The sequence below is a fragment of the Isoptericola sp. NPDC058082 genome, from assembly GCF_042885055.1.
Lineage (GTDB): Bacteria > Actinomycetota > Actinomycetes > Actinomycetales > Cellulomonadaceae > Isoptericola.
Genome location: NZ_JBHVSQ010000018.1, coordinates 20,766 through 43,742, shown reverse-complemented (window position 1 = coordinate 43,742; position 22,977 = coordinate 20,766). Strand labels below are relative to the sequence as shown.

Here is a 22,977-nt window from a genome sequence, read left to right as displayed (position 1 = left end):
TTCGACCGTAACCCCGCGCGCCGGGCGGACCGCGCCCCCGCCGGGTCTGACGCGTCACACGCCACGTCAGGAGCCCTGGGCCCCGGTGCCCCGGCGGAGCCCGGCCAGCACGGCGCCCTCCTCCCCCGCGGTCAGGCCGGTGACCGCGGCGTCCGGGGTCGCCCGCAGCCACGCGAGCGTGTCGCGCGCGGTCTCCTCCACCGGCCGCGGCGACAGGCCCGCGGCCCGCGCCGGCGCGGCGTCGTGCGCCGGCATGCCGTCGTACTCGGGCCGCGGCAGCCACAGCGGCAGCGACCGCTCCCCCGACCACGGCCGGACGTCGGCCGCCGCCAGGGCGGCGTCGTCCGCCCATGCCCAGCGCGGCGCGGCGCCGACCCCGCGCGCCACCGCGGCCAGCAGGTCGCCGACCGGGGTCACCGGCCCGACGGCGTCGAAGGTCCCGCGGGTGCGGCGCTCTGCCAGGTCGACGAGCCAGGCCGCGAGGTCGCGCACGTCGATCACCTGCACCGGGTCGGCCGGGTCGCCCGGCGCCAGGACGTCGGCGCCGTCGTCGAGCACCCGGGCCAGGCGCGCCGGCCAGTACGCGAACCGACCGCTCGGGTCCCCCGGACCGACGATCAGGCCCGGACGCACCACCGCGGCGCTCGCCGCGCCCTCGCGGACGAGCTCCTCGCACGCCACCTTCATCGCCCCGTACGCCTCCGGGTCCTGCGCCCCGTCGACGTCGTCGACCAGCGGCTCGCGCAGCCGCCCGACGCCGGGCCCGCCCGGGTCGGCGTCGTCGGCGTACACGTTGACCGTCGAGACGAACACCCAGTGCGCGTCCGGCAGCGCGGCCACCGCGCGTCGCACGTGCGACGGGGTGCGCGACACGTCCACGACGGCGTCGAATCCCTCCACGGCCAGGGCGTCCGGGAACGGGTCGGCCCGGTCCAGCGCCACGTGCCGCACGCCACCCGGCACCGGTCCCGACGAGCCACGGTTCGCGGCCACCACCTCGTGCCCTCGCGCCACGGCGTCCGCCGCGACCGCCCTCGACAGGAACACCGACCCACCCAGCACCAGGAGCCTCATGAGCACCACCCTGACGCACCCGCACGCCCCGCGCCCTGCCTTCTGCCGCCGGCAGAAGGCGCCGCCGGGCTAGTGTCCGACGACATGACCCCAGCCCTTCCGGACGACCTTCCCCGCACCGCGCCCGTGACCGCCGCGTTCGAGGTGCTCGTCCGCTTCTCCCCCGCGGCGCTCGTGCACCATGCCGTACGGTCCACGCTGCTGGCGGTCGACCTCGGCCGGCAGCTGGCCCTCCCCGTCGACGACGAGGTGCTCGCCGTCGCGGGCCTCCTGCACGACGCCGGCCTCACGGCCGGGTTCGACGCGCACGCCGAGCCGTTCGAGGTCGCGGGCGGCAACGTGGCCTGGGCGGTCACCGCGGGCGCCGGCTGGAGCACGCAGCGCCGTGACCGCGCGGCGCGGGCGGTCGTCGACCACATGCTCGACGACGCCGACGTCCCGCCGGGCGAGCGCCCGGAGGGGCATCTCCTCGCCCGGTCCACCGGCGCCGACGTCAGCGGCCGCGGGCTCGAGCACTGGCCCACGGCCTTCCGCGCGGACCTCGAGGCCCGGTGGCCCCGGCTCGACTTCCGCGACACGTTCAGCGCCTGCCTCCGGGACCAGGCCGCGCGCAAGCCCGCGTCCGTCGTGGCCGCCTACGTCGCCGCGGGCGGAGCCGACCGGGTGCGCTGACCGTCGCGGTCGCCGACGACGCTGCGACGCTCACCAGCGCTGCGCGACGTCCTCCGCCCAGCCGTCGAGGCCGTCGACGTCGAGGCGCACGCCGGCGTCGGTCGTGACCCAGCCCGACCAGGTGCCGAAGCACTGGTGGGTGGACGACGCCACGACCCCGAGCTGGGTGCGGCTCACGCGGTCGTGGGCGGGCACGAAGGCGAGGTCCAGCCGTTCGCCGCGCACCCGCCACGGCGCGGTGTACGCGCGGCGGTCGAACGTCCAGTCGAGCTCGTCGTGGAGCTTGTGCAGGCGGCCGTCGACGAGCACCCCGTTCTCCGTGGTCGCGCCGGCGCGCGTCCACGTCCCGCCGAGCTGCAGCGCCACCTCGTGCCCCGCGCCGTCGGCGTCGACGCCCCGGCCGAACCCCACGCCCCACTGCCAGGCGGCGCGGTAGGGCCAGCGGCCCCGCCCGTGGTCGAGCACGGCCCACGCCCCCGTTGCGACCGGGTGCTCGACGCCGTCGAGCCGGAGCCGGCCGGTGGCGGGCCGACCCACGTCCTTCACGGTGTACTGGAACCGCCGGTCCGACCAGGGCACCACGACCCCGAGCAGCTCCCGGCCCGCCGGCCGGGACACCGTCACGTCGAGGTCCACGCGCGGCGTCCGGGCACGCAGGCGCGTGCCGCCGACCCCCTCGTCGACGGCGATCGCCACCGCACGCGTGCGCGACCGGACGGGGCCGGCGCCGAGGCGGCCGGGCAGCGTCGCCGACCGGTTCAGCGGCGCGATCGCGACGGCGTCGACCTCCTCGCCGGTCGCCCGGTCCAGCACCCACACCTGGTGCAGCGCGGCGTAGTCCAGCGCGGACGTGGTGAGCGCGACGACGTGGTCCGCGGTGACGACCGCCCAGTACTCCCACCGCTTGTTCCGGCCCAGCCCGCGCAGGCCGCGTCCGATGCCGGACGTGTCGTGCAGGGGCACGCGCGACCAGCCGACGGCGTCGGGGTCCAGGCGCCCGTCGGGGAGGCAGAGGGGCAGGTCGGCGACGATCTCGCGCTCGGTCACGGGGCGAGGCTAGCGCCGCCTGCTAGCGTCCGGGCGTGCCCGACTCCCCCGCCTCCGCCGTCACCTTCCGCCTCGCGACCCGCGACGACCTGCCGCGTGTCGTCGAGCTCATCGCCGACGACGCCGTCGCCGCCTCCCGCACCGGCGTGTTCGGGCCCGCGCACGTGGCGGGCTTCGAGGCGGTCGAGGCCAGCCCGAACGACGAGCTCGTCGTCGCCGAGCTGGACGGCGCCGTGGTCGGCGTCATGCAGCTGACGTTCGTGCCCGGCATCTCCCGCAACGGCGCCACGCGCCTGCTCGTCGAGGCGGTGCGCGTCGACGCCGCGCTGCGCGGCCAGGGGCTGGGCCGCGCGCTCATGGAGCACGCGCACGAGCGCGGCCGCGAGCGCGGCTGCGTGCTGGCCCAGCTCACGTCGGACAAGCAGCGGCCCGACGCGCACCGGTTCTACCGGTCGCTCGGCTACGCGCAGTCGCACGAGGGCTTCAAGCTCCCGCTGTGACGCCGGGGCCCGGCTCGCCCTCCGCGGCCTCCGGACGGCGCACGTCGCGGATGCCGACCATGCTCACCAGCCCGCCGAGCACGAGCAGCCCCGCGGTGACCAGCAGCGCGCGGTGGAACGACGCGACGTCGAGCACCCCGCCGAGGATGACGCCGGCGAACGCGACCGTCAGCAGCCCGGCCACGCGCGAGACGGCGTTGTTCACCGCCGAGGCGATGCCGGCGTCGGCGGCCGGGGCGGCGCCCAGGATCGCGGCGGTCAGCGGCGCGACGGTGATGGACAGCCCCAGACCGAACACCAGCAGCCCCGGCAGCACCTGCGTCACGTAGGTCGCGTCCGCGTCCATCGTGAGCAGCAGCAGGTAGCCGGCGCCCGCGACCACCGGCCCGATCGTCATGAACCACCGCGCCCCGTACCGGGCCGCCAGGGTGCCGAACCGCGTCGACAGCGCGAGCATCGCGAGGGTCGACGGCAGCTGCGCGACGCCGGCGGCGGTGGCCGACCAGCCCGCCACCTGCTGCAGGAACAGGCCGAGCACGAACCCGCCGAGCGAGAGCGCGCCGTAGACGGCGAAGGTCGCGACGTTGCCCCACGCGAAGTTGCGCGCGGCGAACAGGCGCGGCGGCATCATCGGGTCCCGCGCGCGCCGCTCGTAGACCACGAACGCGACCAGGAGCACCACCCCGACCGCGACGGCGGCCCACGTCCGCTCGATGAGCCCGTACACGCCCGCCGCGAGGCCGGTCGCGGCAAGCACGGCGCCCGGCACGTCGAGCCGGCGGCCGGTGGTCTGCCGCACCTCCGGCACCGGCCGCAGCAGCACGAGCGTGACGACGACGACCGGCAGGTTGATCCAGAACACCCACCGCCACGACAGCAGGTCCACCAGGCCGCCGCCGACGAACGGGCCGACGATCATCGCCGTGCCGGTCCACGCCGTCCACCGCCCGATGGCGCGGCCCTGCGCCTCGCCGTCGAACGTCGAGATGATGAGCGCCAGCGAGCTCGGCACCAGCAGCGCCCCGGCCACCCCCTGCAGCAGGCGGGCGCCCACGAGCACCGGGCCGGTCGGCGCGAGCGCGCACAGCACCGACGCCGCGGCGAACCCCACGAGTCCCGCGACGAGCACCCGGCGCCGCCCGTACAGGTCCGACAGCGACCCGGCGAGCAGGATGAGCGAGCCGAGGGTGACCAGGTAACCGTCCACCACCCACTGCTGCAGGCTGAGCCGCGCCTCGCCCGAGCCGCCGAGCTCGTCGCCGATGGCGGGCAGCGCCACGTTCACGACCGTGCCGTCGAGGAACGACACGAACGACGCCAGGATCGCGACCACCAGGACGCGGCTGCGCAGCCGGGCCTGCGCCGCGTCGGGCACGGACGGTGTGCTCACCGGATCACGGTACGGCGCAATGGCGGTGACGCGCCGGTCGTGGGGCGCTAGCGTCGCCGGCGTGACCCTCGAGTTCCGGCGCACCGCCATCACCGACGTCCCCGCATCGCGGCGCCTCGGCGCCGAGGCGTTCGGCGTCCCGTCCACGCCCGCACCCGATCCCGACCCGGCGGCCTGGCCGCTGCCGAACATCCGGCCCTGGGTCGCGACCGACGACGGCGAGGTGGTCGCGGGGCTGGGCGTCCGGTCGTTCACGTCCTGGTTCCACGGCGCCCGGCTGCCGACCGCGGGCTTCGCCGGTGTCACCGTCGCCGCCGAGCGCCGGGGCTCCGGCCTGCTCCGCCCGCTGATGGAGGCCGCGCTCGCGGAGGCCCGTGACCTGGGCGACGTCGTCTCGACGCTGTACCCGTCCTCGGCGGGCATCTACCGCGGGCTGGGCTACGAGGTGGTGGGCGCGTTCGAGGACGTGCGGATCCCGATGGCGGCCCTCGCGGCCGTGCCCCGGCCCGCCGGGGACGTGCGCGCCCGGCGCGCCACCGCTGCCGACGTCCCCGCCGTCCGGCGGGTGTACGAGGCGTGGGCCTCCGCGCAGAACGGCCCGGTCTCCCGGGCCGAGACCCCGTTCACGATGGAGGCCGACGACCTGGTGGGCCCCGACGCCGACTACACGGGCGTCAGCCTCGCCGTGCGCGGCACGGGGGCAGCCGAGGAGGTGCTCGGCTTCGCGAGCTGGTCGCGCGGCCCGGGCTACGACCGCACCAACACCATCGAGGTCGACGACCTGGTCGCGCTCACCCCCGACGCGGCCCGCGTCCTGTGGCGGGTGCTCGCCTCGTTCGCGTCCGTCGCGGGCTGGGTGCAGGTCTGCACGTCGGGCGGCTGGTCGGGGGTCGACGTCTCGCGCCTGGCGCTGCCCGACCACGCGGCGACCTCGGCACCTCGCCCGTACATGCTGCGCCTGCTCGACGTGCCCGGCGCGCTCCGCGCCACCCGGGTGGCGCCGGTGCCGGCCCGCGTGCCGTTCGCCGTCGTCGACCCGCGGACGCCTGACCTCGAGGGCGCGTGGACCCTCGAGGCCGCCGACGGCGCGGTGCGCGTCACGCCCGACGACGACGCCACCCCGTCCGACCGCCTGACGTTCACGTCCGCCGGGCTGGCCGCGACGTGGGCGGGCGCGCAGTCGACGGCGAACGCCCGGCTCGCGGGCGGCGCCTCGGGGCCCGCCGCGCACGACGCCGTCTGGGACGCCCTGTGGGGCGGCCGCCAGGTGCACGTGCGCGACTACTTCTGAGGCCCGGCCCCGGATGCCCGGACCCGCCCGCTTCCCCGCCGCCCTGTCCCGCGCGCTGGCGCCCCGGCTCGCGCTGCTCCTGCTCGCGGTCGTCGTCGCGCGCCTCGGGCGCCTGGCCGAGCACCGGCTGCCCGAGCCGGTCGGCGGCCCGCTCGGGGACGTGCTGGCGGCGGCCCTCGTCGCGGTCCTCGTCCTGGTCGTGCGCCCGCGGACGCGGGCGCTCACGGCCGGGCTGGTCGGGTTCGCGCTCTGCGCGGCGGTCGAGCTGCTGCGGCTGACGTCGCTGCCGCAGGCCCTCGCCGAGCGGTGGCCGCCCCTGGCCCCGGTGCTCGACGCCGCCTTCTCCCCGGCGGGCCTGCTCTGGTGCGCGGCGGGCGCGGTCCTCGGCGCGGTCGCGGGCGTCGCCGTCGCGCGCGCCGTCTCCCGGGGCCGGCGCGCGGGGACGGAGCGCCAGGGGTAGCCACCATACCTAGAGGTAGGTATGGTGGCGGCATGAGCACGCCGACCGATGCGCGCGACCGGCTCGTCGCCGCCGCGCAGGAGATGTTCGCCGCCCAGGGCGTGGGCGCCACCAGCCCTCGCCAGGTCCTGGCCGCCAGCGGGGTGGGGCAGGGCAGCCTCTACCACCACTTCCCCACGAAGCACGACCTCGCCGCGGCCGCCGTCGGCGCCACCGTCGAGGGCGCGCTCACCGCGGCGCGCCGCGACCTGGAGGGCACGACGCCGGCCCTGGACCGCGTCGTCGCGTACCTCGAGCGCCCTCGCGACGCGCTCGCGGGCTGCAAGGTCGGCCGCCTCACCAGCGACCAGGCCGTCATGGACGACGACGGCCTGCGCGACGTCGTCACCGCCTACTTCGTCCGCCTGCTCGACGCCGTCGCCACGACCCTGCGCGGGGCCGGGCTGCCGGACGACGTCGCCCGTGACCGCGCGCACGCCGCCGTCGCGATCGTGCAGGGCGGCTACGTGCTCGCCCGCGCCACCGGCGACCCCGACGCGATGCGGGCCGCCGTGCGCGGCTTCGTGACGCTCCTGACCGACCTGCCCGACGGGCGGGACACCGACCCCACCGAGGAGACCGCGTGACCTTCCGCGAGCGCCTGCGCGCCCTGCCGACCTTCCCGCCCGGCCTGCCGCCGTTCGGCGTCGACCTGGACGACCTCGCCACCGCCCCGGCCACGCCGCAGGAGCTCTTCGCGCAGTGGTTCGACGACGCGCTCGCCGCCGGCGTCGGCGCCCCGCACGCGGCGACCCTCTCGACGGCGGACGCCGCGGGCCGCGTGCACGCGCGCACCCTGGTGATCAAGGACGTCACCGCCGAAGGCTGGTGGTTCGCGGGGCACGCGACCAGCCCCAAGGGCCGCGACGTCGCCGAGAATCCGCACGCCGCGCTCACCGTGTTCTGGCGGGACCTCGGCCGGCAGGTCCGCGTCACCGGCCGGGCGACCTCCGCAGGCGCCGAGGCCGGTGCGGCCGACTTCCGCGCCCGCCCGGACGGCTCGCGCGCCGCCGGGCTCGTCGGCCACCAGAGCGAGCCGCTCGGCTCCCGCCAGGAGTACTGGGACGCCTTCGCCGGCCGCCTGGACGAGGCGCGCGAGCACCCCGACGCCGTCGCCCCCGCGTGGACCGCCTGGGTGCTGACCCCCGTCGCCGTCGAGTTCTGGGCGGCGAGCGACGACAAGGGCCAGTCCCGCCTCCGCTACCGCACCGACGCACCGCCCGCCCGCACCGAGACCGCCTGGACCAAGGAGCTGTTGTGGCCGTGAGCCCCACCGACACCGACGCGCGGACCCCCGACCTCGCGCACGCCCTCGCCGACGCCGACGACGCCCTCGCCGCCCTGATCGACGTCGTGCGCGCCCTGCCCGAGGGCGCGGGCGCCGACCCGTCCCCCCTCGACGGGTGGACCCGCGGGCACGTGCTGTCGCACGTGACGAACGTGGCCGCCGCCCTCGCCCGCCAGGCGGAGTACGCCGCGCGCGGCGAGACGGTCGCCCCGTACGACGGCGGTCCCGCCGGGCGGAACGCCGACATCGAGGCGGGCGCCGGGCGCACCACTACCGAGCACGCGGCCGCGCTGGAGGTGGCGCGGGCCCGGCTCGTGGCGGCCTGGCCCGCGCCGGACGACGCGCTGTGGGCCGCGCCGGTGGCGTACCGGGACGGCGTCCTCGCGGACGCCCTGCTCGCCTGGTGGCGCGAGGCCCGCATCCACGCGGTCGATGCGACCGCCGGCCTCGGCGCGGCGGTGGGGTACGGCTCCTGGGACGACGCGTTCTGCGCGCACCTGCGCGACTTCCTCGCCGTGCGCCTGCCGGAGCCCGAGGGCGCCGACGGCGCGGGGCTGGAGCTCGCCGGCGACCCGCGCGACGTCGCCGCGTGGCTCGCCGGGCGCACCCCCTCGGGCCCCGTCTCAGCGCTCCGGGACGGCGCCGCCGTGCCGCTGCCCGACCTCGGCCCGTGGCCGTCGTCGGCGACCCCGAAGCCCTGACCTGCGGCGGCGCCCGCCACGGGTGTGACCCACGTCACTGCAGGTCAGAGGCTCGTGTGAGGTTGCTCTCATTCTTTGTGACAGTTTTCACGCGCGGCGTATGGTGACCCGGTGACTTCGAGTGCTACGACTGCTGGGGCCCCCACAGGGGCCGACGTCGACGTCGTCCTCATCGGCGGCGGAATCATGAGCGCCACGCTCGGCACGCTGCTCCAGCAGCTCGAGCCGTCGTGGTCCATCCGGATCTACGAGCGCCTGGACGACGTGGCGCAGGAGTCCTCCAACCCGTGGAACAACGCGGGCACCGGGCACGCCGCGCTCTGCGAGCTCAACTACACGCCCGAGCGCAAGGACGGCTCGATCGACATCACCAAGGCGGTGGCGATCAACGAGCAGTTCGAGATCTCGCGCGAGCTGTGGCAGCACCTGCTCGCCACGGGCCGCATCAAGGACGACTCGTTCCTCAGCAAGACCCCGCACATGACGTTCGTGCGCGGCGAGAAGAACGTGGACTACCTGCGCCGCCGCTACGAGACGCTGCACGTGCACCCCCTGTTCCGCGACCTCGAGTACAGCACCGACCGCGCCACCATCGGCCGCTGGGCGCCGCTGCTGACCACCGACCGCGACGCCGACGAGCCGATCGCCGCGACCCGCGCGACCTCGGGCACCGACGTCGACTTCGGCAACCTCACCCGCCAGCTCGTCGACGGGCTCGTCGCGAACGGCGCCGAGCTCAAGCTCCAGCACGAGGTGAAGAGCCTCAAGCGCACCAAGGACGGCCGCTGGCGCCTGCGCGTCAAGGACCGCTCCTGGAACGCGCGGAACCGCACCAGCACCGTCACCGCGAAGTTCGTCTTCGTCGGCGCCGGCGGCGGCGCGCTCCCCCTGCTCCAGTCGGCCGGCATCCCCGAGATCAAGGGCTTCGGCGGCTTCCCCATCTCCGGCGAGTTCCTGCGCACGGACGACCCGGAGCTCGTCGCGCAGCACCAGGCCAAGGTGTACGGCAAGGCCGACGTCGGCGCCCCGCCGATGTCCGTGCCCCACCTCGACACCCGCGTGGTCGACGGCCGGACCTACCTCATGTTCGGCCCCTACGCCGGCTTCAGCCCCAAGTACCTCAAGAAGGGCAAGTACCTGGGCCTGATCACGTCGCTGCGCGCCAACAACGTGACGTCGATGCTCGGCGCCGGCCTCAAGAACCTCGACCTCACGCAGTACCTCGTCGGACAGCTCATGGCCGCGCCCGAGACGAAGTTCCAGGCGCTCCAGCAGTTCATGCCGACCGCCCACCCCAAGGACTGGGAGAAGCTGACGGCGGGGCAGCGCGTGCAGGTCATCAAGCGCGACGCCGACGGCAAGGGCGTGCTCCAGTTCGGCACCGAGATCGTCACGGGCGCCGAGGGCTCCATCGCCGGCCTGCTGGGCGCCTCGCCGGGCGCCTCGACCGCCGCCTCCGCGATGGTCGACCTGCTCGAGCAGTGCTTCCCGTTCCGGTTCACCAAGTGGCGCCCCGAGCTCGCCTCGGTCATGCCCAGCCTGGACGGCGTGCCCGCCGACGCCAGCACGATCGACGCGACGCCGGTCCCCGACTCGCCGTCGTACCTGCACGCCGACGGCGTCCTGGACGCGGCGGTCTACGAGTCGCAGGCGGACTCCCGCCTCTGAGCACCTGAGCGCTCCCCCTCCTCGGCGGCGTCAGAGAGCCTGGACGATCTTGTCCACCTGCTCCCTGGCGTCGCCGAAGAGCATCCGGGTGTTCTCCCGGAAGAACAGCGGGTTCTGCACGCCCGCGTAGCCGGTCGCGAGCGACCGCTTGAAGACCACGACGTCGCGCGCCTTCCACGCCTCGATGACGGGCATGCCCGCGATGGGTGACGACGGGTCGTCCTGCGCCGCCGGGTTCACGGTGTCGTTGGCGCCGATGACGAGCACGACGTCGGTGCCGGGCAGGTCCGGGTTGACCTCGTCCATCTCGAGGACGACGTCGTAGGGCACGCGCGCCTCCGCCAGCAGCACGTTCATGTGGCCGGGCAGCCGCCCCGCCACGGGGTGCACGCCGAACCGGACGGTCACGCCGCGCGCCCGCAGCCGCTCGGCGAGGTCCGCCACCGGGTGCTGCGCCTTGGCCACCGCCATCCCGTACCCGGGCACGACGACGACCGACCGCGCCGCGGTGAGCAGCGCGGCCACCTCGTCGGGCGACGTCTCACGCACCTCCCCCGCCTCTTGCGTGCTGCCGCCGGGGCCGCCCGTCGTGCCCGCGCCGAAGCCGCCGAGCACGACGGACCAGAACGACCGGTTCATCGCCTGGCACATGAGGTAGCTGAGGATCGCGCCGGAGGCCCCGACCAGGGCGCCGGTGATGATGAGCAGGTCGTTGCCGAGGGTGAACCCGGCCGCCGCGGCGGCCCAGCCGGAGTACGAGTTGAGCATCGACACCACGACCGGCATGTCCCCGCCGCCGATCGCGGCGACGAGGTGCCACCCGAGCGCGAGCGCGACGAGCGTCATGAGCAGCAGGGGCAGGAGCGCGGACCCCACGTCGTCGGCGGTGACGAACCAGGCCAGCAGGCCGGCGGACGCGACCAGCGCCAGCAGGTTGAGCGCGTGCCGGCCGGGCAGCGTCAGCGGCGCCGAGGGCAGCCGTCCCGACAGCTTGCCGAACGCCACGACCGACCCCGTGAACGTCACCGCGCCGATGAGCACGCCGAGGAACACCTCGACGCGGTGCACGGTGTCGCCGCCCGCGGCCGCCGCACCCGCGGGCTCGGCGAGGAAGGAGCCGTACCCGACCAGCACGGCCGACAGCCCGACGAACGAGTGCAGCAGCGCGATGAGCTCCGGCATCTGCGTCATCTCGACGCGCCGGGCCCGCCACGACCCCACCGCAGCGCCCACGACCAGCACCAGCAGGATCAGGCCGGCCGTCACGGGCCACGGGCGCTGCGACCGGTCGAGCGCCAGCGCGACGGTGGCGACGATCGCGAGCCCCATGCCGAGCATCCCGAGCACCGTGCCGCGCCGCGCGGACTCCTGTGCCGACAGCCCCGCCAGCGACAGCACGAACAGCAGCGCCGCGATCACGTACGCGGCCTGCGCGACCGACGTCACCGTCATGGCGCCTCCCGCCGGAACATGCCCAGCATCCGGTTCGTCACGAGGAACCCGCCGAACACGTTGACGCTCGCGAGCGCCGCGGCCACGACGGCGAGCGTCGTGACCAGGGGCGAGGAGTCGCCGATCTGCAGCAGCGCGCCGACCATGATGATGCCGCTGATCGCGTTGGTCTGGGCCATGAGCGGCGTGTGCAGGGCGTGCGTGACGTTCGAGATCACGTAGAAGCCGACCACCACCGCGAGCGCGAACACCGTGTAGTGCCCGACGGCGTCCGGCGGCGAGACGGCGATCAGCAGGCCCGCGGCGACGGCGCCGAGGGCGCCCAGCACCGTGCGGCGTGCCGCGCGGCGACGGCGCTCCGCCTCGGGGTCGACGGCGGCCGGCTGCGGCGCCGTGGTCTCGGCGACGGGCGGGGGTGCCGCGGACACCGCGACGGGCGGGGGCGGCCAGGTCACCTGGCCCTCGTGCGTCACGGTCATCCCGCGGAGCACGGGGTCGTCGAGGTCGAGGACGAGGCGCCCGTCCTTGCCCGGCGTCAGGAGCGTGAGCAGGTTGACCACCACCGTGCCGAGCAGCCGCGAGCTGTGCTGCGGCAGGCGTGCGGCCAGGTCGGTGTACCCGAGCACGACGACGCCGCGGCCGGTGACCACCCGCTGCCCCGGCACCGTGTCCTCGCAGTTGCCGCCGCCGGGCGCGGCCAGGTCCACGACCACCGACCCGGGGCGCATCGCGTCGAGCATCGCGCGCGTGATCGTCGTCGGCGCCGTGCCGCGCACGAGGGCGGTCGTGACGACGACGTCCGCCTGCGCGGACTGCTCCGCGTACGCGCGCAGGGCGGCCGCCTCCTGGTCGGCGCTCTGCGCGCTCGCGTACCCGTCCGCGCTGACCTGCTGCACGGCGTCGTCCGCGCGCACGACGCGGGCGCCGAGCGACTCGATCTGCTCGGCCGCCTCGGGCCGCACGTCGAAGGCGTGCACCTCGGCGCCCAGGCTCACGGCGGTGCCGATCGCCGCCAGCCCCGCCACACCGGCGCCGATGACGAACACCCGCGCGGGCGGCGTGCTGCCCGCGGCCGTCACCTGGCCGGTGAACATGCCGCCGAACTCCTCGGCCGCCTCGACCACCGCGCGGTAGCCCGCCACGTTGGACAGCGCGGACAGCACGTCGAGCGCCTGGGCGCGCGAGATCCGGGGCACCGCGTCGAGGGCCAGCGCCGTCACGCCGCGGGCGGCGAGCGCCGCCAGCAGGTCCGGACCGGTCGCCGGGGCGAGCTGGGCGACCAGCGTCGCGCCCGGCCGCATCAGGTCGAGCTCCGCGAGGCCCGGCGGGTGCAGGGTGACCACGACGTCGGCCGCCCACACGTCCGCGCGGTCGGCGACGCGGGCGCCCGCCGCCACGTAGTCGTGCGCGGGCAACCGTGCGCCGTCCCCGACCCCGGGCTCGACGACCACGTCGTGGCCGAGGTCGACGAGGCGACGGGCGGCGTCAGGCGTGACGGCGACGAGGCGCGGGTCCGCGCCAGCCGTCCGAGGGAACCCGAGTCGCATGACGCCTCCCTCAGCGCGCGTCGCCCAGGGCGCCCCACGCCGTCCAGCGGTCGACCTCGACCAGCGCCGTGACCCGGGCGCGGTCGCGCACCGGGTACGGGTCTCCGCCGTAGTGCCGCGAGAGACGGTCGATGTCGGTCAGGTCGACGTCGTCGCGCCACTCGGCGACGCTCCCGAGCAGCGTGACGTGCGTGTACCAGCTGTCGCCCAGCACGGTGAGGCTCACCTGCGGGTTCGCCCGCAGGTGCTCCAGGCGCTTGCGCCCGTCCTCGAAGTTCAGCAGCAGGCGCCCGGCGCCGTCGCCGTCCTCGTCGAGGACGTACCAGGTGGCCGCGGTGACCGGGCTGCCGTCGGCGCGGGAGACCGCCATGACGGCGGGCTGAGGGCGGCGCAGCATGTCGAGCACGGGGGCCGGGAACGGCGGACGGGGCATCGCTGACTCCTCCGGGTGGGTGCGCCTGTCGGTGGCGCTGTTCGGTCGCTCGGCGCCGACGCTACGCCCTGGACGTGCGCGGACGCACGCGATCTCGTCGCGTCGCACCCCCGCTAGGGTGACCGGCAAGCGCTTGCCCGCTCCGCCCCAGCCCACCCCGGAGGACCCGCATGACCCGCACCGTCCACCTCGCCGGCGACTCCACCGCCGGCCCGAAGAGCCGTGCCGCCGCCCCCGAGACCGGATGGGGGATGGCCCTGCCGTACTACCTCGACGACGCCGTCGCCGTCGCCAACCACGCGCGCAACGGCCGCAGCACCCGCAGTTTCGTCGCCCAGGGCCGGCTCGACGCCGTGGCCCGCGACCTGCGGGCGGGCGACGTCCTGGTGATCCAGTTCGGCCACAACGACGCGAAGGTCGAGGACCCCGAGCGGCACACCGAGCCGTGGACGTCGTACACCGATCACCTCGCCCGGTTCGTCGACGTCGCGCGCGCCGCGGGCGCGCGGCCCGTGCTCGCGACGTCGGTCGAGCGGCGCCGGTTCGACGACGCGGGCCGGGCCGTGCCCGCCCACGGCGAGTATCCCGACGCGATGCGCGCCCTCGCCGCGCGCGAGGACGTGCCGCTGGTGGACGTCCAGCGCGACTCCCTCGCCCTGTGGGACGAGCTCGGCCCGGAGCGGACCCTGCACTTCTTCTTCCACGCCGACGACGGGCGCCGCGACGACACGCACTTCAACCCGCCGGGCGCGGGTGCGGTCGCCCGGCTCGTCGCCACGGGGCTCCTCACCGCCGGCGTGCTCGCGGACGACGAGGTGCGCCGCCTGGACGAGGACGTCCCCGACCCGTGGTTCCGCTGGCTCGACGCCGACCCGGCCTGACCCCCGTTCCGGCGACCGGCGGCCGAGCCCGCCGGGGCCCGCCCCCGTTCCGCAGCGCCCCGCCCACCGGGTAGGGTGTGGAACACGCTGGAACCGGTTCCAGTACCGTCGAACCTCCGGGAGGACCGCGTGGTCACGCTCCGCGACGTCGCCCGCGCGGCGGGCGTCTCGATCGCCACCGCGTCGCGCGCGATGAGCGACGCACCGCACGTGTCGGCGGCCAACCGTGCACAGGTGGCCCGGGCCGCGGAGTCGCTCGGCTACCGGCCCCACCCCGCGGCCCGCGCGCTGACCACCGGGAGCACCGGCACGGTCGGCCTGGTCGTGCCGGACCTCGCCAACCCGTTCTTCGCCGCGGTCGCCAAGGGCGTGCAGGCGCGGGCGCGGGAGACGGGCCGCGAGGTCCTCGTCGCCGACACCGACGAGGACGTCACCGTCGAGCCCGACGTCATCACCCGGCTCGGCGACCGGGTGGACGGCCTCGTGCTCTGCTCCCCCCGTCTGCCGCACGACCGCCTCGGCCCGCTCCTGGCGTCGGCGGGCGGGCCGGTCGCGCTCGTCAACCGCGAGGCGCCCGACACCCCCTCGGTCTCCTTCGACATCGCCGACGGGGTGCGCCAGGCGCTGGACCACCTGCGTGCCCTCGGGCACGACGTCGTCGCCTACGCCGGCGGCCCGCGCACCTCGTGGTCGGACGCCGAGCGCCGGGCGGCGCTGGCCACGCTCTCGACGGGCACGACCGGCGACGCGGTGCTCGACCTCGGCAGCTTCCGGCCCACGCACGGGGGCGGCGTCCAGGCCGCGGACCTCGCGCTCGCCGCCGGCGCCACGGCGGTCCTGTGCTTCAACGACCTCGTCGCGCTCGGCGTCCTGGCCCGGCTGCACGCGCGCGGGGTGGCCACGCCCACCGACGTGTCGGTCGTCGGCTTCGACGACGTCGCCGCCGCGTCGCTCGTGACACCCTCCCTGACCACCGTCGCCGTGCCCCTGGCCAGCGCCGGACGCGTCGCGGTCGACCTGCTGGCCGGCGGCTTGGGGCCGACGGAGCGGATCGCGCCCGAGCACCGCCGCCTGCCCGTCGAGCTCGTGGTGCGCGCGTCCACCGCACCCGCGGCACCCGCCACCCCCGCCCCCCCTGGCACCGCAGCCCCCCTCCCCTCCACCACAGATCCCGAGGTCGCGATCCGATGAGCACCGCCCCGCACCACCCGCTGCTGCCGCTCGCGGCCACCCCCGCGCCCGGCGCGGTGGCCGAGCCGCCCCTGCCCGGTGTCGTCGACCTCGCCGACGTCGCGCTGCTGCTGCGCCCGGCCGACGACGTCGCCGTCACGACGCGCCAGGTGCCCGCCGGCACCACCGTGCGCCTGCCCGACGGCGCCGAGGCGACCACCCGATCGACCCTGCCGCGGGGCCACAAGCTCGGCGTCCGCCCCGTCGCGGCGGGCACGGAGGTGCGCAAGTACGGGCAGTCCATCGGCCGGGCGAAGAAGGACGTCGCGCCGGGCGACCACGTGCACACGCACAACCTGGGCATGGACGACGGCGCCCGCGAGTACGAGTTCGGCACCGCGCGCACCACGCTCCCCGAGCCCACGACGCGCCGCACGTTCCAGGGCTACCGCCGCTCGGACGGCCGCTGGGGCACCCGCAACTACGTCGGCATCCTCACGTCGGTGAACTGCTCGGCCTCGACCGCCCGGATGATCGCCGACCAGTTCCGCGGTCCGGTGCTCGACGCCTATCCCCACGTCGACGGCGTCGTCGCACTCACGCACGACACCGGCTGCGGCCTGGTCCCGACGTCGGAGGGCGCGCAGGTCACTCTGCGCACGCTGCGCGGGTACGCGTCGCACGCGAACATGGCCGGGCTGCTGGTCGTCGGGCTCGGGTGCGAGATGCTGCCCGCCGCCTCCGTGCTCGACGGTCTGGAGCTGCGCGCGGACCTGCCCGTGCGCACGCTGACGATCCAGGACACCGGCGGCATCCGTGCCACCGTGCGCGCCGGAGTCGCCGCCGTCACCGAGATGCTGCCCGCGATCGACGCGCTGCGGCGCGAGGAGGCACCGGCCTCGGAGCTGGTGCTGGGGCTCAACTGCGGCGGCTCCGACGGCTTCTCCGGGATCACGGCCAACCCGGCGCTCGGCCACGCCTCCGACCTGCTCGTCGCGCAGGGCGGCACGTCGATCCTCGCCGAGACGCCCGAGGTGTTCGGCGCGGAGCACCTGCTGCTGCGCCGCGCCGTCTCGCGCGAGGTGGGCCAGCGGCTGCTCGACCGCCTCGACTGGTGGCAGGGCTACGCGGCGGCCGGGGGCGGCACCCTCGACAACAACCCGTCGCCCGGCAACAAGGCGGGCGGGCTGACGACCATCCTCGAGAAGTCGCTCGGCGCGGTCGCCAAGGCCGGCACCGCCGACCTCGTCGCCGTGCACGAGTACGCCGAACCCGTCACCGAGCGCGGCATGACCTTCATGGACACCCCCGGGTACGACCCGGTGTCCGTGACCGGCATCGTCGCGGGCGGCGCGAACGTCGTCGTCTTCACGACCGGCCGGGGGTCGGTGCTGGGCTGCAAGCCGTCCCCGTCGATCAAGGTCGCGACCAACTCCGACACCTACCGCCGCATGAGCGAGGACATGGACCTCGACGCCGGCCGGATCGTCGAGACCGGGCTGACCGTCGAGGAGGTGGGCGAGGAGCTGTTCGAGAAGATCCTCGCCGTCGCGTCCGGCGAGCAGACCGTCTCGGAGGAGCTCGACCTGGGGGCCGACGAGTTCGTGCCCTGGCAGCTCGGCGCGGTCACGTGACGCGGCGCTGACCGTCCCGATCCCTCAGTCCTCGATCCCCCGCAGCAGGCGGCGCAGCGCCGCCCACGCCTGGTCGAGGGCGCGGTGGCGGTCGGGCGAGGCGGCCACCCACAGGGCCGCCTCGTTCATGGCCCCGGACAGCAGGGCCGACGTGGCGGGGACCTCGGGGGCGCGCACGCGGCCGGCGTCCGCGAGCTCGCCGAGCACCTCGTCCAGCAGCCGTCCCGAGCTGGCGGCGTCGTCCTCGCGCCAGCGCGCCCACCCGAGCACGGCGGGCCCGTCGACCAGCACGACCTGCCGCGCGTCGTCGGCGACGACCGCCGCGAGGAACGCGCGGCAGCCCGCCTCGAGGCTCTCCCACGGGTCGCTCAGACCGTCGGTCGCGCGCTCGATCTCGGCGCCGACGCCGCGGGTCACGTCCGCGTGCACGGCGGCGAACAGCCCGGCGCGGCTGCCGTAGTGGTGGTAGACGGCGCCGCGGGTGACGCCGCACGCGGCGGCGACCTCCTCGACGGCCACGGCGGCGTACCCCCGCGCCGCGTACAGCCCGCGCGCGGCGGCGAGGATCGCGGCCGCCGTCGCCTCGCTCTCTGCCCTCGATCTCCTCGGCATGGTTGACAGGTTACCGACACCGTGAATGTATAGATACGTACACGTCGTATGTATCTGCCCCGGGAGTCGTCATGATCACCAGCCTGTACCCCGTCCTCGCCGTCTCGGACGTCCCGAGCGCCGCGCGCTTCTACGCCGACCTGCTGGGGATGACCCCGACGTTCTCCTCGGACTGGTACGTCAGCCTGCGCTCCGGCGCTGCGGAGCTCGCCGTCGTCGACGCGGACCACGGGACCGTCCCCGAGCGGGCCCGCGGCACGCGAGCGGCGGGCGTGCTCGTCACCGTCGAGGTGGACGACGTCGACGCCGTGCACGCCCGCGTCCTCGCGACGGGCGGGCACGACGTGCTGCTGCCGCTGCGCGACGAGGAGTTCGGCCAGCGGCACTTCATCGTGGCCGGGCCCGACGGCGCGCTCGTCGACGTCGTCACCCCGATCCCGCCCTCGGGGGAGTTCGCCGCCCTCTACGCCGGGGCGGGCGCCGAGGACCCGGGCGCCTAGACCCGCTCGCGCACCCGCGGCAACCCCTCGCCCGTCAGCTGGTCGCAGAACGCCGGCCGGCCCGCCAGCGCCATCACGAGCGCCAGGGTGGTGCCGCGGACCACCGGTCCGTCGCCGTGCGCGAACGGCCCGTCGGTCGCCTCGAGCCGCAGCCCGCGCGCCACGGACCGGCCCGGGACCGTGAAGTCCCTGCCCACGAAGAAGCGGGCCACCGCGGTGGTCGCGGCGAGGGACGGAGCGCGCGGCAGGCCGAGCGGCGTGCGCACGTCCTGGCCGTGCACCACGACCTCGCCCAGCCACGCGGCCGTGTGCCCGCTCGGCGCGACGGTGCTGGTCGTGACGGCGCGGAACCGTGCGAGCGTCTCGGCCGGCGTGGCGCCCCGGTGCTCCGCCAGCCGGCGGTCGTTGTGCACGCCGGCGTCGAAGCGCGCCCCGGCGATGCTGCGCAGCCACGCCCACCGGCCGGTGCTCGCGCCCGCCGTGAGGTGGGCGACGACGTCCTGCACGGACCACTCCCCGCACAGCGACGGCGCGGCCCACGCCGCGTCGTCGAGCCCTCCGAGCTCGTCGGCGAGCGTCGCACGTTCCGCGTGGATCATCGACCAGGTCCGGGCGCGCTCGGTGCTCGTCGTCACGTCGCCAGCCAACCACGGGGCACCCACGCCGCGGTTAGGCTCGACGGTGCCCACGACGACGCCGAATGCCTGGAGGACTGCACCCGTGTCGGGTTCGAAGAGTGACGGGGCGCGCGTGGCGTTCCTGGACGTGGACGGCACCTACGCGGACCACGGCACGGTGCCGCCCGCGCACGAGGAGGCCGTGCGCGCCGCACGGCGCGCCGGCCACCGGGTGCTGCTGTGCACGGGCCGCCCGGAGTCGATGCTGCCGCCGTCGCTCCTCGCGGCAGGGTTCGACGGCGTCGTGGCGACGGCGGGGGCGTTCGTCCGGCTCGACGGCGAGGTCGTGGCCGACCTCCGCTTCCCCGACGACCTCGCGACGCGCGTGCGGCACGTGCTCGACGCCCACGACGTCGCGTACCTGCTGGAGGCGCCGGAGGCCGTGTACGGCCCCGTCGGGCTCGACGCCCGGCTCGCGGTCCGCGGGGACGCGGCACCCCACGAGATCCTCGACGTGCTGCGGATGCCCGGCGACCTCGCGGGCGTCCGGTACGCGAAGATCAGCTACTTCGACTCCCGCGTGCCGATCGCGGCGCTGCGCGCCGAGCTCGGCCCCGAGGTCGGCATCCTCCCCTCGTCCTACGCGGACACGGGCGACAACGCCGGGGAGATCCACCTGGCCGGGGTGCACAAGGCCGTCGGGATGGCCGCCGTGATGGAGCACCTGGGGCTCACCGCCGCGCAGGCCGTCGGCGTCGGCGACGGGTACAACGACGTCGAGATGCTCCAGTACGCGGGCACGGCCGTCGCCGTCGAGGGCGCGCCGCAGGCGGTGCTCGCCGAGGCGGACCTCGTCGTGCCGGGCCCGGCACGCGGCGGCGTCGCGGAGGCGTTCGCCCGGCTGGGGCTCACGACCGCCCACGTCTGAGGTCGTCACCGCCCCGCGCCGCAAGGTCGCGTGCCGTCGCGACACGGGGAGGACATGAGGAGCACTGCACCGAGGACCCTGGCGCTCGTCGCACTGGCCACCGCCGTGCTGACGGGCGCGCTCGTGGCGTGCGCGCCGGGCGGGGCGCCCCGCGCGCCGCCGTCGGGAGTCCCGTCCCCCACCGCGACGGCGACGCACGGACGGTGGCCCCCGGACGCCGAGGGGATCGTGCAGCCGCGGCCGTTCGAGGTGCGGTACGGCGACCGGGCGCTGCTGCTCCACCCGTTCACCTTCTGCGCCGACCAGGGCTGCGCCGACGGGTTCGACGAGCACCCGCCGGCGGTGGGCGACGCCACCGAGCTGTTCGTGCACGTCCCCCTCGACGGTGACGTCGAGCTCACGGTGACGGAGGTCGAGGGGGACGCGGTCCGCACCGTCGAGGGCGCGGTCGAGGCCTCGGCCGCAGAGCTCGGGGACGGCTGGTGGCGGGTGCGGCTGTCGGGCCCGGCCGGAGAGCACCTGATCAGCCTGTTCGCCGGCGGCGACGGGGCCGGCGACATGATCGCCGAGGTGCTCTGGACGGGCGGCGGCTGACCGCGCTCCCCGGGTACGGTGAGGTCGGCGGGCCACGACGACGCGGTCCGCGTGCCGACCGACGGACGGAGCCCCTGATGGCCGACCTGGACGACCTCACCACGACCCACCTCGACAAGGCCCGCGCGGCCGAGAACGGACGCAGCGCCGAGGTCGTCGTGCACGACGGCCCGCTGCGACAGACGATCCTGGCGCTGGTCGAGGGGATCGAGCTGGGCGAGCACAACTCCCCGCCGGCCGCGTCCGTCCTGGTGCTGCACGGGCGCGTGCGCGTGACCGCGCTCGACGGGGACGACGAGGTCCGCGCCGGGCAGCTGCGCGTGCTGACGCACGAGCGGCACGCCGTCAGCGCGCTCGACGACTCGGTCTTCCTGCTCACGACGGTCACCAGCATCCCCAAGCCCTGAGGCCCCGTCGTCACCGCATCCCATCTGGTGAGACCCGGGGGTGACGTGGGCAACCGGTTTCTGGCAGCCTCGGTCGCGAACGGTGTGAATCGTCTCAACCGGAACGGAGCAATGATGCTGCCGACACTCCGCACGACCGCAGTCACCACCACCCTCACGGCCGCGGTAGGAGCGCTGTGCGCGCTCGCCCTCGCCGCCCCCGCCCTCGCCGCCGGGGACGCGCCGTCCGCCGCGGCGCCCACGACGCCGACCGCGTCCGCCGACGCGTCCCCCGGCGGCCGGGCGGTGATCAGCACGCCCACCGCCGACGGCAACCGCGTGAGCTGGCGCCTCCTGGCGGCCGACCGTGACGACGCCGCGTTCCACGTCTACCGCGACGGCGTCCGGGTGCCCGGGCCGGCCGTCACCGGCGCGACGTCGTTCCTCGACCGCGGCGCCCCCGCCGACGCCCGCTACGCCGTGGTCGCCGTCGGCGACGGAGCGGCGCGCGCCGCGGCCGCACGGTCCGACGACCCGTCCGCCGAGGGAGCCGCCGGACAGGTCGCCGGCGAGTCCCTGACCCTCGCGCCCGTGGCGGGCGCGCAGGCGAGCTCGCTCGACGTCCCGCTCGACGTCCCACCCGCCGGCAGCGGCTACACCTACTCCGCGAACGACGCCTCGGTGGGCGACCTCGACGGCGACGGCGAGTACGAGATCGTCCTCAAGTGGGACCCGAGCAACGCCAAGGACAACTCGCAGTCCGGCGTCACGGGCAACGTCTACCTCGACGCGTACGAGCTCGACGGCGAACGGCTGTGGCGCGTCGACCTCGGCCGCAACATCCGCGCCGGGGCGCACTACACGCAGTTCCAGGTGTACGACTACGACGGCGACGGTGCCGCGGAGGTCGCGGTGAAGACCGGCGACGGCACCGTCTCCGGCACGGGCCAGGTGATCGGCGACGCCTCCGCCGACCACCGCAACTCGAGCGGCTACGTGCTCAGCGGCCCCGAGTTCCTGTCGGTCTTCCGGGGCACCGACGGCGCCGAGCTCGACACCGTCGACTTCCGCCCCGCCCGCGGCAACGTCGGCGACTGGGGCGACACGTACGGCAACCGGGTGGACCGCTTCCTCGCGGGCACCGCCTACCTCGACGGGTCCCGGCCGAGCATCGTCATGGGGCGCGGCTACTACGCCAAGACCGCCGTGTCCGCGTGGGACTTCCGCGACGGCGCGCTCACCCGCCGCTGGACGTTCGACTCGAGCTCGTCGACCAACGGGCCCGACTGGACGGGCCGCGGCAACCACCAGCTGTCGATCGCCGACGTGGACGACGACGGTCGCGACGAGATCCTCTACGGCTCGATGGCGATCGACGACAACGGGTACGGGCTGTGGCAGAACGGCACCCACCACGGCGACGCGTACCACGTGAGCGACCTGGTGCCGTCGAACCCCGGGCTCGAGGTGTTCAAGCCCTCGGAGTCGGGCAGCGACCCGGCGCACTGGGTGGCCGACGCCGCCACCGGCAGGATCCTCTCCAGCGCGCCGGCCGCCGGCTCCGACAACGGCCGCGGCGTGGCCGCGGACATCACCGCCGACAACCCCGGGGCGGAGGTGTGGTCGTCCAAGGTCTCCGGCCTGCGCAGCGCGACGGACGGCTCCGAGGTGGGTCGTAAGCCCGGCTCCACCAACTTCGTGATCTGGTGGGACGGCGACGGGCAGCGCGAGCTGCTGGACGACACCCACATCGACAAGTACGGCGCGAGCGGCGACACCCGCCTCCTCACGGGCGAGGGGGTCGCGTCGAACAACGGCACCAAGGCGACGCCGGCGCTCCAGGCCGACATCCTCGGCGACTGGCGCGAGGAGGTCGTCTTCCGCACGACCGACTCCAGCGCGCTGCGGATCTACTCCACGGACATCCCGACCGACATCGCCCACCCGTCCCTCATGGAGGACCGGCAGTACCGGCTGGCCGTCGCGTGGCAGAACACGGCGTACAACCAGCCGCCGCACCCCAGCTTCGCCACGGTGGACTGACGCGGTGACCGGTCGGGGGGGAGGGGGGCGGCGCGCTTGCGCTGGTCGAG

General features: G+C 75.8%; 23 protein-coding genes and 1 pseudogene. 16 read left to right on the top strand and 8 right to left on the bottom strand.

Features of this window, described 5'->3' with window-relative positions:
* Positions 1–66: 66 nt before the first annotated feature.
* Positions 67–1,074: an NAD-dependent epimerase/dehydratase family protein gene (locus ACFVS0_RS18740; protein WP_430588809.1), complete on the bottom strand. Its 1,008-nt coding sequence runs from the start codon at positions 1,072–1,074 to the stop codon at positions 67–69.
* A gap of 84 nt (positions 1,075–1,158) precedes the next feature.
* Here ACFVS0_RS18740 and ACFVS0_RS18735 point away from each other — a divergent pair, with 84 nt between their 5' ends.
* The gene (locus tag ACFVS0_RS18735) at positions 1,159–1,746 is read left to right on the top strand and encodes an HD domain-containing protein (protein ID WP_430550139.1); all 588 of its coding nucleotides are present in this window, start codon (positions 1,159–1,161) and stop codon (positions 1,744–1,746) included.
* Between the two features lie 30 nt (positions 1,747–1,776).
* On the opposite strand, the gene ACFVS0_RS18730 is transcribed toward ACFVS0_RS18735, so the two are convergent.
* Complete coding sequence (locus tag ACFVS0_RS18730) at positions 1,777–2,793, bottom strand: DUF2804 domain-containing protein (protein WP_430550140.1); 1,017 nt, start codon at positions 2,791–2,793, stop codon at positions 1,777–1,779.
* A 35-nt stretch (positions 2,794–2,828) separates the two neighbouring features.
* Here ACFVS0_RS18730 and ACFVS0_RS18725 point away from each other — a divergent pair, with 35 nt between their 5' ends.
* A complete protein-coding gene (locus tag ACFVS0_RS18725) occupies positions 2,829–3,293 on the top strand; it encodes a GNAT family N-acetyltransferase (RefSeq protein WP_430588808.1) in 465 nt (154 codons plus the stop codon).
* Here the strand turns inward: ACFVS0_RS18725 and ACFVS0_RS18720 are convergent.
* Positions 3,277–4,683 carry an MFS transporter gene (locus ACFVS0_RS18720; protein WP_430550142.1) on the bottom strand — a complete coding sequence of 469 codons (1,407 nt, stop codon included), beginning with the start codon at positions 4,681–4,683 and terminating at the stop codon, positions 3,277–3,279. The genes ACFVS0_RS18725 and ACFVS0_RS18720 overlap by 17 nt on opposite strands.
* 61 nt (positions 4,684–4,744) lie before the next feature.
* Here ACFVS0_RS18720 and eis point away from each other — a divergent pair, with 61 nt between their 5' ends.
* The 6 genes and pseudogenes from eis to mqo all read left to right on the top strand — a co-directional run.
* Positions 4,745–5,974: an enhanced intracellular survival protein Eis gene (gene eis / locus ACFVS0_RS18715; protein ID WP_430588807.1), complete on the top strand. Its 1,230-nt coding sequence runs from the start codon at positions 4,745–4,747 to the stop codon at positions 5,972–5,974.
* A gap of 13 nt (positions 5,975–5,987) precedes the next feature.
* A complete protein-coding gene (locus ACFVS0_RS18710; protein WP_430588806.1) occupies positions 5,988–6,434 on the top strand; it encodes a DUF2809 domain-containing protein in 447 nt (148 codons plus the stop codon).
* 32 nt (positions 6,435–6,466) lie between these two features.
* On the top strand, positions 6,467–7,060 hold the full coding sequence (locus tag ACFVS0_RS18705; protein WP_430588805.1) for a TetR/AcrR family transcriptional regulator: 594 nt from the start codon (positions 6,467–6,469) through the stop codon (positions 7,058–7,060).
* Positions 7,057–7,740, top strand: coding sequence for a pyridoxal 5'-phosphate synthase (locus ACFVS0_RS18700; RefSeq protein ID WP_430588804.1), 684 nt, complete (start codon positions 7,057–7,059; stop codon positions 7,738–7,740). The genes ACFVS0_RS18705 and ACFVS0_RS18700 overlap by 4 nt, the downstream gene beginning before the upstream one ends.
* Positions 7,737–8,462, top strand: a complete 726-nt coding sequence (locus ACFVS0_RS18695) for a maleylpyruvate isomerase family mycothiol-dependent enzyme (RefSeq protein ID WP_430588803.1) — start codon at positions 7,737–7,739, stop codon at positions 8,460–8,462. Before ACFVS0_RS18700 ends, ACFVS0_RS18695 begins: the two co-directional genes overlap by 4 nt.
* Positions 8,463–8,570: 108 nt before the next feature.
* Positions 8,571–10,130 (top strand): annotated as a pseudogene (gene mqo / locus ACFVS0_RS18690) (malate dehydrogenase (quinone)); the annotation flags it as partial.
* Positions 10,131–10,160: 30 nt separating this feature from the next.
* Here mqo and pntB read toward each other — a convergent pair.
* The 3 genes from pntB to ACFVS0_RS18675 are packed head-to-tail and all read right to left on the bottom strand — an operon-like array spanning position 10,161 to position 13,562.
* Positions 10,161–11,582: a Re/Si-specific NAD(P)(+) transhydrogenase subunit beta gene (gene pntB, locus ACFVS0_RS18685; RefSeq protein ID WP_430588802.1), complete on the bottom strand. Its 1,422-nt coding sequence runs from the start codon at positions 11,580–11,582 to the stop codon at positions 10,161–10,163.
* Entirely contained in the window at positions 11,579–13,129 is a 1,551-nt protein-coding gene (locus ACFVS0_RS18680; protein WP_430588801.1) for a Re/Si-specific NAD(P)(+) transhydrogenase subunit alpha, read from the bottom strand. The genes pntB and ACFVS0_RS18680 overlap by 4 nt, the downstream gene beginning before the upstream one ends.
* A gap of 10 nt (positions 13,130–13,139) precedes the next feature.
* Positions 13,140–13,562, bottom strand: coding sequence for a pyridoxamine 5'-phosphate oxidase family protein (locus ACFVS0_RS18675; protein WP_430588800.1), 423 nt, complete (start codon positions 13,560–13,562; stop codon positions 13,140–13,142).
* Between the two features lie 170 nt (positions 13,563–13,732).
* Here ACFVS0_RS18675 and ACFVS0_RS18670 point away from each other — a divergent pair, with 170 nt between their 5' ends.
* The 3 genes from ACFVS0_RS18670 to ACFVS0_RS18660 all read left to right on the top strand — a co-directional run bounded on the left by ACFVS0_RS18670 (position 13,733) and on the right by ACFVS0_RS18660 (position 17,247).
* Entirely contained in the window at positions 13,733–14,443 is a 711-nt protein-coding gene (locus ACFVS0_RS18670) for a rhamnogalacturonan acetylesterase (RefSeq protein WP_430588799.1), read from the top strand.
* Positions 14,444–14,572: 129 nt separating this feature from the next.
* The gene (locus ACFVS0_RS18665) at positions 14,573–15,634 is read left to right on the top strand and encodes a LacI family DNA-binding transcriptional regulator (RefSeq protein ID WP_430588798.1); all 1,062 of its coding nucleotides are present in this window, start codon (positions 14,573–14,575) and stop codon (positions 15,632–15,634) included.
* Positions 15,631–17,247 carry a UxaA family hydrolase gene (locus ACFVS0_RS18660; RefSeq protein WP_430588797.1) on the top strand — a complete coding sequence of 539 codons (1,617 nt, stop codon included), beginning with the start codon at positions 15,631–15,633 and terminating at the stop codon, positions 17,245–17,247. Before ACFVS0_RS18665 ends, ACFVS0_RS18660 begins: the two co-directional genes overlap by 4 nt.
* 24 nt (positions 17,248–17,271) lie before the next feature.
* Here ACFVS0_RS18660 and ACFVS0_RS18655 read toward each other — a convergent pair whose 3' ends face one another.
* Complete coding sequence (locus tag ACFVS0_RS18655) at positions 17,272–17,859, bottom strand: TetR/AcrR family transcriptional regulator (RefSeq protein WP_430588796.1); 588 nt, start codon at positions 17,857–17,859, stop codon at positions 17,272–17,274.
* 71 nt (positions 17,860–17,930) lie between these two features.
* Between ACFVS0_RS18655 and ACFVS0_RS18650 the strand changes: the two genes are divergently transcribed.
* The gene (locus ACFVS0_RS18650; RefSeq protein WP_430550155.1) at positions 17,931–18,359 is read left to right on the top strand and encodes a VOC family protein; all 429 of its coding nucleotides are present in this window, start codon (positions 17,931–17,933) and stop codon (positions 18,357–18,359) included.
* Here ACFVS0_RS18650 and ACFVS0_RS18645 read toward each other — a convergent pair.
* Positions 18,356–18,994 carry a maleylpyruvate isomerase family mycothiol-dependent enzyme gene (locus ACFVS0_RS18645; RefSeq protein ID WP_430588795.1) on the bottom strand — a complete coding sequence of 213 codons (639 nt, stop codon included), beginning with the start codon at positions 18,992–18,994 and terminating at the stop codon, positions 18,356–18,358. The genes ACFVS0_RS18650 and ACFVS0_RS18645 overlap by 4 nt on opposite strands.
* Positions 18,995–19,109: 115 nt before the next feature.
* Here ACFVS0_RS18645 and ACFVS0_RS18640 point away from each other — a divergent pair, with 115 nt between their 5' ends.
* From ACFVS0_RS18640 to ACFVS0_RS18625, 4 genes are all read left to right on the top strand, one after another.
* On the top strand, positions 19,110–19,904 hold the full coding sequence (locus ACFVS0_RS18640) for an HAD hydrolase family protein (RefSeq protein WP_430585561.1): 795 nt from the start codon (positions 19,110–19,112) through the stop codon (positions 19,902–19,904).
* Between the two features lie 54 nt (positions 19,905–19,958).
* Entirely contained in the window at positions 19,959–20,498 is a 540-nt protein-coding gene (locus ACFVS0_RS18635; RefSeq protein WP_430588794.1) for a hypothetical protein, read from the top strand.
* Positions 20,499–20,575: 77 nt separating this feature from the next.
* Entirely contained in the window at positions 20,576–20,905 is a 330-nt protein-coding gene (locus tag ACFVS0_RS18630) for a cupin (RefSeq protein ID WP_430588793.1), read from the top strand.
* A gap of 114 nt (positions 20,906–21,019) precedes the next feature.
* Positions 21,020–22,927: a rhamnogalacturonan lyase gene (locus tag ACFVS0_RS18625; RefSeq protein ID WP_430588792.1), complete on the top strand. Its 1,908-nt coding sequence runs from the start codon at positions 21,020–21,022 to the stop codon at positions 22,925–22,927.
* The last annotated feature ends 50 nt before the right edge of the window (positions 22,928–22,977 follow it).

Excerpts from the sequence above, each read along its gene's own strand:
- ACFVS0_RS18735 (WP_430550139.1), top strand. The coding sequence starts at position 1,159 with ATGACCCCAGCCCTTCCGGACGACCTTCCCCGCACCGCGCCCGTGACC.
- ACFVS0_RS18710 (WP_430588806.1), top strand. The coding sequence starts at position 5,988 with ATGCCCGGACCCGCCCGCTTCCCCGCCGCCCTGTCCCGCGCGCTGGCG.
- ACFVS0_RS18675 (WP_430588800.1), bottom strand. The coding sequence starts at position 13,562 with ATGCCCCGTCCGCCGTTCCCGGCCCCCGTGCTCGACATGCTGCGCCGC.
- ACFVS0_RS18630 (WP_430588793.1), top strand. The coding sequence starts at position 20,576 with ATGGCCGACCTGGACGACCTCACCACGACCCACCTCGACAAGGCCCGC.
- ACFVS0_RS18680 (WP_430588801.1), bottom strand. The coding sequence starts at position 13,129 with ATGCGACTCGGGTTCCCTCGGACGGCTGGCGCGGACCCGCGCCTCGTC.
- ACFVS0_RS18655 (WP_430588796.1), bottom strand. The coding sequence starts at position 17,859 with ATGCCGAGGAGATCGAGGGCAGAGAGCGAGGCGACGGCGGCCGCGATC.
- ACFVS0_RS18635 (WP_430588794.1), top strand. The coding sequence starts at position 19,959 with ATGAGGAGCACTGCACCGAGGACCCTGGCGCTCGTCGCACTGGCCACC.
- ACFVS0_RS18660 (WP_430588797.1), top strand. The coding sequence starts at position 15,631 with ATGAGCACCGCCCCGCACCACCCGCTGCTGCCGCTCGCGGCCACCCCC.
- ACFVS0_RS18650 (WP_430550155.1), top strand. The coding sequence starts at position 17,931 with ATGATCACCAGCCTGTACCCCGTCCTCGCCGTCTCGGACGTCCCGAGC.
- pntB (WP_430588802.1), bottom strand. The coding sequence starts at position 11,582 with ATGACGGTGACGTCGGTCGCGCAGGCCGCGTACGTGATCGCGGCGCTG.
- ACFVS0_RS18740 (WP_430588809.1), bottom strand. The coding sequence starts at position 1,074 with ATGAGGCTCCTGGTGCTGGGTGGGTCGGTGTTCCTGTCGAGGGCGGTC.
- ACFVS0_RS18670 (WP_430588799.1), top strand. The coding sequence starts at position 13,733 with ATGACCCGCACCGTCCACCTCGCCGGCGACTCCACCGCCGGCCCGAAG.
- ACFVS0_RS18625 (WP_430588792.1), top strand. The coding sequence starts at position 21,020 with ATGCTGCCGACACTCCGCACGACCGCAGTCACCACCACCCTCACGGCC.
- ACFVS0_RS18705 (WP_430588805.1), top strand. The coding sequence starts at position 6,467 with ATGAGCACGCCGACCGATGCGCGCGACCGGCTCGTCGCCGCCGCGCAG.